This is a genomic window from Saccharopolyspora taberi (genome assembly GCF_039534165.1).
Classification (GTDB): domain Bacteria; phylum Actinomycetota; class Actinomycetes; order Mycobacteriales; family Pseudonocardiaceae; genus Saccharopolyspora_D; species Saccharopolyspora_D taberi.
This window is the reverse complement of sequence record NZ_BAAAUX010000021.1, coordinates 1-10,388: the sequence shown is the minus strand read 5'-3', so window position 1 is coordinate 10,388 and position 10,388 is coordinate 1. Positions and strand designations below refer to the sequence as shown.

10 protein-coding genes and 1 riboswitch are annotated in these 10,388 nt (G+C 72.1%); of the genes, 4 read left to right on the top strand and 6 right to left on the bottom strand.

Annotated features, from left to right (window positions below; genetic code table 11):
* Positions 1–196 precede the first annotated feature (196 nt).
* Both modA and ABD691_RS25820 read right to left on the bottom strand, forming a co-directional pair.
* Entirely contained in the window at positions 197–946 is a 750-nt protein-coding gene (gene modA, locus ABD691_RS25825; protein ID WP_344683991.1) for a molybdate ABC transporter substrate-binding protein, read from the bottom strand.
* A complete protein-coding gene (locus tag ABD691_RS25820) occupies positions 943–1,344 on the bottom strand; it encodes a TOBE domain-containing protein (RefSeq protein ID WP_344683989.1) in 402 nt (133 codons plus the stop codon). Before ABD691_RS25820 ends, modA begins: the two co-directional genes overlap by 4 nt.
* 184 nt (positions 1,345–1,528) lie before the next feature.
* Here ABD691_RS25820 and moaA point away from each other — a divergent pair, with 184 nt between their 5' ends.
* The 3 genes from moaA (at position 1,529) to ABD691_RS25805 (ending at position 4,729) form a co-directional block, all read left to right on the top strand.
* Complete coding sequence (gene moaA, locus ABD691_RS25815) at positions 1,529–2,587, top strand: GTP 3',8-cyclase MoaA (protein WP_344683988.1); 1,059 nt, start codon at positions 1,529–1,531, stop codon at positions 2,585–2,587.
* Positions 2,584–2,868, top strand: a complete 285-nt coding sequence (locus tag ABD691_RS25810) for a MoaD/ThiS family protein (protein WP_344683987.1) — start codon at positions 2,584–2,586, stop codon at positions 2,866–2,868. The genes moaA and ABD691_RS25810 overlap by 4 nt, the downstream gene beginning before the upstream one ends.
* A gap of 1,109 nt (positions 2,869–3,977) precedes the next feature.
* Positions 3,978–4,122: riboswitch (cyclic di-AMP (ydaO/yuaA leader) on the top strand.
* Position 4,123: 1 nt separating this feature from the next.
* A complete protein-coding gene (locus tag ABD691_RS25805; protein WP_344683985.1) occupies positions 4,124–4,729 on the top strand; it encodes a transglycosylase family protein in 606 nt (201 codons plus the stop codon).
* Between the two features lie 134 nt (positions 4,730–4,863).
* On the opposite strand, the gene ABD691_RS25800 is transcribed toward ABD691_RS25805, so the two are convergent.
* The 4 genes from ABD691_RS25800 to ABD691_RS25785 form a co-directional block, all read right to left on the bottom strand.
* A complete protein-coding gene (locus ABD691_RS25800) occupies positions 4,864–5,778 on the bottom strand; it encodes a molybdenum cofactor biosynthesis protein MoaE (RefSeq protein WP_344683983.1) in 915 nt (304 codons plus the stop codon).
* 19 nt (positions 5,779–5,797) lie between these two features.
* Positions 5,798–6,277 (bottom strand): cyclic pyranopterin monophosphate synthase MoaC, encoded by a 480-nt coding sequence (gene moaC, locus ABD691_RS25795; RefSeq protein ID WP_344683982.1) that lies wholly within the window; start codon positions 6,275–6,277, stop codon positions 5,798–5,800.
* 21 nt (positions 6,278–6,298) lie between these two features.
* Entirely contained in the window at positions 6,299–7,741 is a 1,443-nt protein-coding gene (locus ABD691_RS25790) for an NAD-dependent malic enzyme (protein ID WP_344683981.1), read from the bottom strand.
* Positions 7,742–8,077: 336 nt separating this feature from the next.
* Positions 8,078–8,263, bottom strand: a complete 186-nt coding sequence (locus ABD691_RS25785; protein WP_344683978.1) for a hypothetical protein — start codon at positions 8,261–8,263, stop codon at positions 8,078–8,080.
* 171 nt (positions 8,264–8,434) lie between these two features.
* On the opposite strand from ABD691_RS25785, the gene ABD691_RS25780 reads away from it, so the two are divergent.
* Positions 8,435–10,388: helicase-associated domain-containing protein (locus ABD691_RS25780; protein WP_344683976.1), on the top strand; the 1,954-nt coding region annotated here is incomplete at its 3' end.

Below are 10,388 nucleotides of genomic sequence, written 5' to 3'. Positions count from 1 at the left end.
GCCCCCCCCCGCTGCCTCCGGCTCCCGCGACCGGCCTGGGCCAACCGCCACACCCGGCTCCCGCGGTCGGCCCGAGACGACCGCTGCCTCCGGCTTCCGCGACCGGCCCCGGCCGACCGCCGCACCCGGCTCCCGAGACCGACCCCGACCGACCACCACACCCAGCTCCCACGACCGGCCGGGTTCCTGCCGGAGGTCACGGCGCGGCGAACCCGCGCGCCCCGAGCACCTCCCGCCCGACCGGGCCGCGCACGTACTCCAGGAACTGCGCGGCGAGTTCGGGCTCCGGGGCGCTCTTGAGCGCGGCGATCGGATAGGTGTTGACGGCCTGCTGCGCCTCGGGGAACTCGATCGCGTCGACCTTGTCCGCCGCCGACCGCGCGTCGGTGACGTAGACCAGACCGGCGTCGGCTTCTCCCGCCGCGACCTTCTGCAGCACGGACTTGACGTCGTCCTCCTCGCTGGCCGGAGCCAGCTGGACCCCGGCTGCCTTCTCGACCTGCTCGCTCGCCGAACCGCACGGCACCTGCGGCGCGCAGACCACGACGACGCGGTCCGGTGCGGTCAGGTCGGCCAGCGAGCGGATGCCCTTCGGGTTGCCCTTCGGCACCGCGATGGCCAGGCGGTTGGTCGCGAACGGCTGCGCGGCCCCGTTCAGGTTCGCCGCCGCCCTGTCCATGTTCCTGGTGTCGGCCGAGGCGAAGACGTCGGCGGCGCGACCCTGGTTGACCTGCTCGGCCAGCGTCGACGAGCCCTGGTAGTCGAAGGTGACCCGCACGCCGGGGTGGTCGGCGCTGAACCGCTGCCCGAGCTCGTCGAAGGACTCCGTCAGCGACGCGGCGGCCAGCACGGTCAGCGTCCGCTGCTGCTCGGAACCCGCCTGCCCGCAGGCGCCGAGCAGCAGGACCGCGAGCAGCCCCGCCACGATCGCCCTGAAGCGCATCATGATCCTCCCGGTGTCTCCACTACGACGGTCGTCGACTTGACCACCGCCACCGCCAGCACTCCCGGCTCCAGCCCGAGTTCGCGCACCGCCTCGGTGCTCATCAGCGACACCACGCGGTGCGGGCCGCACTGCATCTCGACCTGGGACATGACCCGGTCCGACACCACCTCGGTGACCAGTCCGACCAGGCGGTTGCGGGCGGACCGGCCGACGCCGGAGGGGTCGGGCGCGGAGCGGGCCTGCTCCCTGGCGAAGCGGGCCAGCGCGGCCCCGTCCACCACGAGCCGACCGGAGGCGTCCCGGTCCGTGGGAAGGTGACCGCCGTCGGTCCAGCGGCGCACAGTGTCGTCGCTGACCCCGAACAACCCGGCCACTTCGGAAATCCGATAGTGCGGCACGAGGTTCACATTACTTCCGCACCAGCGGGAGCAACCAGCCTCCAGTACCCGAAAATGCGGATCTGTGATCGACTTCGTAGCTTTCTCCGATCCGGCTACCTGCGATGACACGGACTTTCAGCGGAGAACCACAAAAGCCAGCCACGCGATCGAAATCGAGTCCTTCGCGCGTTAGGGTCGACTGGTGACCGCGGTGGACCTGGGGATCCCGGTCGTGCCCCACACGACCGACGTCTCGACTCGCCCTGACACGCCGCACCTGGTGGACCGCTTCGGCCGCGTCGCCACCGACCTGCGGGTGTCGCTGATCGACAAGTGCAACCTTCGCTGCACCTACTGCATGCCCGCCGAGGGCCTGCCCTGGCTGAAACGGGCCGAGCTCCTCGACACCGGCGAGATGATCAGGCTGATCAGGATCGCGGTGGAGACGCTCGGCGTCACCAACGTCCGGTTCACCGGCGGCGAACCGCTGCTGCGCCAGGACCTCGTCGAGATCGTCGGCGCGACCGCGCAGCTGCCCTCCGCGCCGAAGACCTCGCTGACGACCAACGGGATCAACCTCGCCCGCTACGCAGACGACCTCCGGAGTGCGGGGCTGCACCGGGTCAACGTCTCGCTGGACACCCTCGACCGCGACACGTTCCGCGAGCTGACCCGCCGGGACCGCTTCGACGACGTCCTGTCCGGGCTGGAGGCGGCCAAGGCGGCGGGGCTCGAACCGGTCAAGGTGAACGCGGTGCTGATGCGCGGGCTCAACGAGCACGAGGCGTGCGACCTGCTGCGCTACTGCCTGGAGCACGACTACCACCTGCGGTTCATCGAGCAGATGCCGCTCGACCCGCAGCACGGCTGGGACCGCGGCCAGATGGTCACCGCGGACGAGATCCTGGAGATGCTGCGCGCGGAGTTCTCGCTGACCCCGCACAGCGCGGAGCGCGGGTCGGCCCCGGCGGAGCGGTGGCTGGTCGACGGCGGGCCGGCGACGGTCGGCGTGATCGGCTCGGTCACCCGGCCGTTCTGCGCGGCCTGCGACCGCACCCGGCTCACCGCGGACGGCCAGCTCCGGTCGTGCCTGTTCTCGACGACCGAGACCGACCTGCGCGGGCCGATGCGCGCCGGGGCGGCGGACGAGGACCTGGTCCGGCTGTGGCAGGAGACGATGTGGGCGAAGGCCGCCGGGCACGGCGTGGACGGCGACGGCTTCGCCCAGCCGTCGCGCCCGATGAGCGCGATCGGAGGATGAGCGCCGTGCACGAGCAGGTCGGCGTCAAGGTGCGGTACTTCGCGGGGGCGCGGGCCGCGGCGGGCATCGCGGAAGAGACCGTGGTGGTGATGCGCTCCGGCGACGGCGCGCCGCGCGCGTCGGACGTCATCGACGCGGTGCTCAGCAAGCACGGGGAGCGGCTGGCGAAGGTCGTGCCCGCGTGCAGCTTCCTGCTGGACGGGCTGGCCGTGCGGGACCGTTCCGTCGAGGTCAGCGACGGCGCCGAACTCGACGTGCTGCCGCCTTTCGCCGGGGGCTGAGCCGGGCTGGGGTCGCTCGTGGGCTTTCGCCGTGGGACGGCTGGTTGCGGGCGCCCGAGCCGGGGCCGAGCCGGAGGCTCGGGGCGGGCGCGATGAGGCCTGGGCTGCGCGGCGGGGCCTGGGCTGGGCGATGAGGCCTGGACTATGCGGTGGATCCTGGGCTGTGCGGTGGAGCCTGAGCTGCGCGGTGGCGCTTGAGCCGCAGGTCGGGCGGGCGGCTGGAACCTGGATCGCGCCTGGTCACAGCGTGGGCACTTGCACTTGAGCCGCAGCCCGGGGACGCGCACCGGCGTTCCAGTCCGCCTGTCGCGCGCGGGCTGGCGCTCGAGCCCCGCCTGCTGCCTCTCCGCCTGAGCCACCACATGTCGGCCAACACCGCCTGAGCTTCACTCACCCGTCGCCGCCGCCTGAGCCGCTCCCGCTCGTCGGCGGCCGACGTGCCGCACGCCCGTTTCCGCTGCTCACAGCGCCGCCTCACCGCCGCCGGAACCTCACCCCGACCGCCCCCGGCTGTTCGCCGCCGGCTGACTCCCGCCGGGCCTTGTCCTTATCTATCTGCACGCGCGCAGGCGCGCGTATATACAACATGCCCCGGCGTGTCGTCATAGCTCATCCGAGTGATTTCGGAGGGTGTTCGAACAGTGCTTCCCCCTCGCCGGAAGACCTCGGAGGTCTCCGGGTGAGCCCTTCCGCGCGGTCGATCAGCGCGATAGAAACGCGTCGGATTTCTATCGCAAATTGACACGACCAGTGTGCGCTCGGACACGATCAGCTAGCAGCGCCGAACGGCTCCCACACGCCTGCGGCAACCCACATCCCGGTTACAGCGCGGCGGCGCAGTCGTTGCGAAGGCGGAAATGGGGTGATCCACGCCTCACTGACGGTGATCGATATCGGCGCGGACACGAGTTGATAACGACGCTCTGATCAGCAGCTATACCTCGGATCGGACTACCGAACCCCGGCGTTACTGTGACCACCGTCACATACGCGGAGATTTCCGATCGCTCCGGCGATTACGTAGTGTCGCTCCTCGGTCGGCCCCGAACCGACCGAACGAAAGTGGAAGCCCGCAGCGCCGAACCCTGTCCGGCGGGCTTCCGGACCCCGAAACGAACACACCGGACAGGGGCGGGGGAACCACCACTGGGCGCCCCGAACGCCCTAGGGGTGAAGCCGGTTCGCCGAACCGGCCGGGCTGCCTCTCAGCCCGAACCCGACAGCTCACTTCGCAGGCGCGGCAGGAGAGAGGGACATGGCTCGCTACACCGGCAAGCACCGCAAGCCGTCGAATACCGCCCGCACCGCTGCCCGGATCGCCGTCGCCGGCGCTGTCATCGCGACTCCGCTCGCGATCGCCGCGCCCGCCAACGCCGCGAACTGGGACGCCCTCGCGCAGTGCGAGAGCAGCGGCAACTGGAGCGCCAACACGGGCAACGGCTTCTCCGGCGGCCTGCAGTTCACGCCGTCGACCTGGGCGGCCTACGGCGGCACCCAGTACGCCGCCAACGCCAAGGACGCCACCCGCGAGCAGCAGATCGCCGTCGCGGAGAAGGTCCTGGCCAGCCAGGGCAAGAACGCCTGGCCGGGCTGCAGCGCCAAGCTGAACTGGACCAGCGGCAGCACCAAGACCCAGACCAAGACCCAGACGAAGCCGACGACCAAGACCCAGACCACCAAGACGACCACCCGCAGCACGGTGCAGTCGAACGGTGCGGACTACACGGTCCAGGCCGGCGACACGCTGGGCAAGATCGGTGAGAAGTTCGGCGTCGACTACAAGGACATCTTCGAGCGCAACACCGATGTCCTGAAGGACCCGAACCTGATCTTCCCCGGGCAGAAGCTCGACATCAAGTGATCTGTCCCGGTCGCAGCGACCGGGAAGGAGCGCGGCCGCGTCAGCTCCCCGAATGCTGACGCGGCCCGCCCGCAAGAACTCGGAACCCCACCGCCAGCCCCCAGCGGTGGGGTTCCGTCACATCCGGGCCCGCGCTACGGGCAGTTGACCCATTCCTCGGTGTTGTCGTCGAAGACCTGGCGCTTCCAGATCGGCAGCCTGCGCTTGACCTCGTCCACGAGTTCCGCGCAGGCGGTGAACGCCTGCTTGCGGTGCTCGGCGGCCACCGCGCACGCCAGGGCCACGTCACCGATGCCGAGCAGGCCGATCCGGTGCGCCACCGCGAGAGCTCGCACGCCCTCGAACCGGGCGGCGATCTCGCCGGCCACCTCGGCGATGACCGCGTTCGCGGACGGGTGGCCGGTGTACTCCAGCTCCTGGACCCCGCGCCCGCCGTCGTGGTCGCGGACCACGCCGCCGAAGGTGACGACCGCCCCGGCCGCGTTGTGCTCGACCAGCTTCGCCAGTTCCTCCACGCTCAGCGGCTCGTCGACGACGTCGGCCCGCAGCACGGCGGCCGGTTCGTGCACCGGGCGCTCGTGGTCACCGCCGTGGAGCTGGTCCACCGCGTGGTCGAGGACGCCGTCCAGCACGCCGAGACCGTCCTGGACGCCACCGCGGGAGCCGGGGAGGTTCACGATCAGGGTCCGGCCTCCCACGCCGGCGAGACCGCGCGAGAGGACCGCCGTGGGCACCTTCGGCAGCCCGGCCTGGCGGATCGCCTCGGCCAGGCCCGGGATCGGGTAGTCGAGGACGTCGGCGGTGACCTCGGGCGTGCGGTCGGTGGGGTTGATCCCGGTGCCGCCGGTGGTGATCACGACGTCGACGCCGTCGGCGACCGCGCGGCGCAGTTCCTCCCCCACCGGATCACCGTCGGGGACCACCGCGGGCCCGGTCACGGCGTAGCCGCGCGAGCGCAGCCATTCGACGATCACCGGGCCCGTCCTGTCCTCGTAGACACCGGCGGCGGCCCGGTTCGACGCCGCGACCACGCGAGCTGTGCGCGTCATGGAGCTTCTCCCCTGCGATTCAGACTTCGCGGACCCAGGTGCCGGTCTTGCCGCCCTCCTTGCGCTCGACGCGCACCGCGTCGAGCACCGCGGCCGGATCGACGGCCTTGATCATGTCGTGCAGCGCGAGCCCGGCGCCGGTGACCGCGGTCAGCGCCTCCATCTCGACACCGGTGCGGTCGGTCGTGCGCACGGTGGCGGTGATCCGCACCTCCGCCTCGCCCGGCTCCAGGTCGACCTTGACGCCGGACAGCGCGATCGGGTGGCACAGCGGGATCAGGTCCGGGGTCCGCTTGGCGGCCATGATGCCCGCGATCCGGGCGGTCGCGAGCGCGTCCCCCTTGGGCAGGCCGTCCCGCCGCAGGAGGGCGATGACCTCGGCGGTGGTGCGCAGCACCCCGCTCGCCACCGCCGTCCGGGCGGTCACCTGCTTTTCCGACACGTCGACCATGCGGGCCGCGCCCGCTTCGTCGACGTGCGTGAGATCGCTCTGCGCCATGCCTCCAGCGTAGAGCTCGGGTCAGTACTCCAGGTCCTCGGCCATCGACCACGGCACCGCGGAACCGCCCGCCGAGCTGTGGGCCGGACGGGCCACCTTGCGCACCGCTTCGGCGACGGCCGGGGCCACCGCCGAGTCGAAGACGCTCGGCACGATGAACGAGGCGTTGAGCCGCTCGCCGTCGACGACGTCGGCGATGGCGTTGGACGCCGCGATCATCATGTCGTCGGTGATCTCGTTCGCGTGCGCGTCGAGCAGGCCGCGGAAGACGCCGGGGAAGGCCAGCACGTTGTTGATCTGGTTCGGGTAGTCGCTGCGCCCGGTGGCCACGACCTTGGCGTGCTTCTGCGCCTCCAGCGGGTCGATCTCCGGGTCCGGGTTGGCCAGCGCGAACACGATCGCGTCCGAGTTCATCGTGGCCACGTCGTCGGCGCTGAGCAGGTTCGGCGCGGAGACGCCGATGAACACGTCGGCACCGGCGACCGCGTCGGACAGCGTGCCGGTGCGGCCCTCGGCGTTGGTGTTGGCCGCGATGGACCGCAGGTTCGGGTCGGTGTCGCCGCGCCCGGTGTGCACGATGCCGTCGATGTCCACGGCGATGACGTCGGCCGGGCCCTTCTTCTGCAGCAGCCGGATGATCGCCGAGCCCGCCGCGCCGACGCCGCAGACCACCACGCGGCACGCCGAGAGGTCCTTGCCGACCACGCGCAGGGCGTTGCGCAGCGCGCCGAGCACGACGACGGCGGTGCCGTGCTGGTCGTCGTGGAACACCGGGATGTTCAGCTTGTCCCGCAGCCTGCGCTCGATCTCGAAGCAGCGCGGCGCGGCGATGTCCTCCAGGTTGATGCCGCCGTAGACGGGAGCGATCAGCTCGACCGCGCGGATGATCTCCTCGGTGTCCTGGGTGTCCAGGCACACCGGCCAGGCGTTGACGCCCGCGAACTTCTTGAACAGCGCCGCCTTGCCCTCCATGACCGGCAGCGCGGCCTCCGGGCCGATGTTGCCGAGGCCGAGCACGGCCGAACCGTCGGTGACCACGGCCACCGAGTTGCGCTTGATCGTCAGGCGGCGGGCGTCCTCGGGGTTCTCCGCGATCGCGGTGCACACGCGGGCGACGCCGGGCGTGTAGGCGCGGGACAGGTCGTCGCGGTTGGTCAGCGCGACCCGGGAGTTGACCTCGATCTTGCCGCCGAGGTGGACCAGGAAGGTCCGGTCGGAGACCTTGCGGACCCGGACGCCGGGCAGCTCGCCCAGCCCCTCGGTGATGTCGCTGGCGTGGTCGGCCGACAGGGCGTTGCAGGTGAGGTCGACGACGATGCGGTCGGCGTGCGACTCGACGACGTCGAACGCCGTGATCACGCCGCCCGCTCGGCCGACGGAGCCGGTCAGGTCGCCTGCGGCGCTGGCCGACGGCGGCGCCTCGACGCGAACGGTGATCGAATAACCCGGGCCAGGAACCGGCATGGCACACCCCTGTCGCAAGACGATCTATGGACTTGGCCGGGCGACGCGCCTGACCTGGTGGTCGAAGCAGATCACCTATCCGGGGTGAAGCCCCTGCGGACTTCTAAAGCGACCGAAGTTCACCCGGCACGAAAAATCCTAGAACTTTCCCAAGTGTGAGCCATCTCCGGGCCGACTACCGGCACCCGGGCCTTGACAAAACGTTGAACGCGAAGTCACACTCCGCCACCCAATGGGCCGCCCCGCCAAGCAGAAAGGCGTCCCACCGGAGTGGGACGCCCGCACGCGGAGGAACCGCGCTGATCACCGGCCCTGGGCTGATCGTCAGCCCTGGGACTACTTGTTGATCTTCGTGACCGGGTGGGAGTACGGAACGGCGTCCGCGGCCAGCGGGAAGCTGGTGTCGCCGAACGGCGACAGCGCGCCCTGCTTGTCGGTGAGCAGTTCGGTGACCGGGTGCTCGCCGTCGGCGACCTTCGGCCACGCGGGGTCGATCCGGTCCTTCTTGGTCTTGCCGGCCACGTCGTTCCTCCTGACCACTCGGCACCTTGCGCATCCAGTTTGCCGGATGCGCCTGCCCGTCTCACCCATGGGTAGCGCGAGACACACCGCGAACAACGCAAGGCAAAGGGCCCCGGTCACGGCGTCACAACGAGGACCGCCGACGGCCCCGCGCTCGGTATCGTTGCGGGGATGCCTGCACTCGCCGACTGGCTGCGTGAACGCAGCGACGAAGAACTTGTCGCGCTGCTGCGCGCACGGCCCGACCTGGCCACCCCGCCGCCCGCGGACAGCGCCGTGCTGGCGACCCGCGCGGGAGTCCGGTCGTCGGTGGCCCGGGCCTGCGAGGACCTGGACGCCTTCGCCCTGTCGACGCTCGAAGCGCTGGTGCTGCTGGACGCCGACGCCGCGCCGACCTCCCTCAGCGCCGTCGCCGACCTGCTCGGCCGCGACGTGACCGTCGAGCGGGCGCGCAGTGCGGTCGACGGGCTGCGGGCCCGCGCGCTGGTGTGGGGCGACGAGGCGGAGCTGGCGATCGCGCCCGCCGTGCGGGAGGCGCTGCCGACCTTCCCCGCCGGGCTCGGCCGCCCGGCCGAGCACCTCACCGAGGCGCAGGCCAAGGCCGTGCTCGCCGACCTCGACGAGGAGGAGCAGGGCCTGGTCGCCCGGCTCGCCGGTGGCTCCCCGATCGGGCAGACCAAGGACGCGGGCAAGCAGGTCCCGCTGGAGCAGGCGGCCAACCCGGTCCAGCGGCTGCTGGCCAGGGGGCTGCTGCTGCGCCGCGACGCCCAGACCGTCGAGCTGCCCCGGCAGCTGGCGTTCGCGGTCCGCGGCGACCACCCGATGGGCGCGGTCGAACCGGAGGAACCCCTGCTCGACCTGGTCGAGCGCGGTCGGGACTCGATCGACTCGACCGCCGCGGGCGAGGTGCTGGAGCTGCTGCGCCACGTCGAGCTGCTGCTCGAATCCTGGGGCGAGGACCCGCCCGACGTGCTGAAGTCCGGCGGTGTCGGGGTCAGGGAGGTGCGCCGCACCGCGAGGACGATCGAGATCGACGAGACCAGGGCCGGGCTGATCGCCGAGGTCGCGGTCGCCGCCGGGCTGATCGCCGCGAGCGAGGACGCCGCCCCGCAGTGGGTGCCGACCTACCAGTCCGACAGCTGGCTGGCGTCGATGCCCGAGACCCGCTGGTCGGTGCTGGCGCGGGCGTGGCTGGCGCTGCCCCGGCTGCCCGGCCTCATCGGCGCCCGCGACGAGAAGGACCGCCTGCTCGGGCCGCTCTCCGAGGAGCTGCGGCGCCCGCTGGCACCGCGCGACCGGCGGCGGATCCTCGACGTGCTCGACGAGCTGCCCTCCGACCACGGCGTGCGCTCCCCCGACGACCTCGCCGCGGTGCTCGCCTGGCGCGCGCCGCGCAAGGGCGGCAGGCTGCGCGACGACCTGGTGCGCTGGACGCTCGCAGAAGCCGACGCGCTGGGCATCACGGCCCTCGGCGCGCTGTCCACCGCCGGGCGGGTGCTGCTCGCCGACGGCCCGGCCGAGGCCGCCCGACACGTGGCGCTGCCCGAAGCGCTCGACCACGTGCTGGTGCAGGCCGACCTGACCGTGGTCGCCCCCGGCAGGCTCGAACCCGACCTGGCCGCGGACATGAAGCTCGTCGCCGACGTCGAGTCCGCCGGTGGCGCCACCGTCTACCGCGTGAGCGAGGGCAGCGTCCGCCGCGCCCTCGACGCCGGGCGCACCGCCGACGACCTGCACGCGCTGTTCCGCACCCGCTCGCGGACCCCGGTCCCGCAGTCGCTGACCTACCTGATCGACGACGTCGCCCGCAGGCACGGCAGGCTCCGCGCCGGGACCGCGTCGGCGTTCCTGCGCTGCGACGACCCGGTGCTGCTGGCCGAGGTGCTGGCCAACGCCGCCGTCGGCGAGCTGGAACTGCGCCGGATCGCGCCGACCGTGCTGGTCAGCCCGCTGCCGCTGGCCGAGGTGGTGGACGGGCTGCGGGCGGCCGGGTTCGCCCCGGCGGCCGAGGGCCCGGACGGGCAGGTGCTCGACCTGCGGTCGAGCGGGCGGCGGGTGCGCGGGCGCAGCCGCCCGGCGCAGCCCGCGGCGATGTCGGTGCCCAGTGCCGACCAGCTGGTGGAGC

Bases quoted from the DNA above. Each gene is read 5' to 3' on its own strand.
- ABD691_RS25810 (WP_344683987.1), top strand. From the start codon at position 2,584: ATGAGCGCCGTGCACGAGCAGGTCGGCGTCAAGGTGCGGTACTTCGCG.
- ABD691_RS25805 (WP_344683985.1), top strand. From the start codon at position 4,124: ATGGCTCGCTACACCGGCAAGCACCGCAAGCCGTCGAATACCGCCCGC.
- modA (WP_344683991.1), bottom strand. From the start codon at position 946: ATGATGCGCTTCAGGGCGATCGTGGCGGGGCTGCTCGCGGTCCTGCTG.
- ABD691_RS25790 (WP_344683981.1), bottom strand. From the start codon at position 7,741: ATGCCGGTTCCTGGCCCGGGTTATTCGATCACCGTTCGCGTCGAGGCG.
- moaC (WP_344683982.1), bottom strand. From the start codon at position 6,277: ATGGCGCAGAGCGATCTCACGCACGTCGACGAAGCGGGCGCGGCCCGC.
- ABD691_RS25800 (WP_344683983.1), bottom strand. From the start codon at position 5,778: ATGACGCGCACAGCTCGCGTGGTCGCGGCGTCGAACCGGGCCGCCGCC.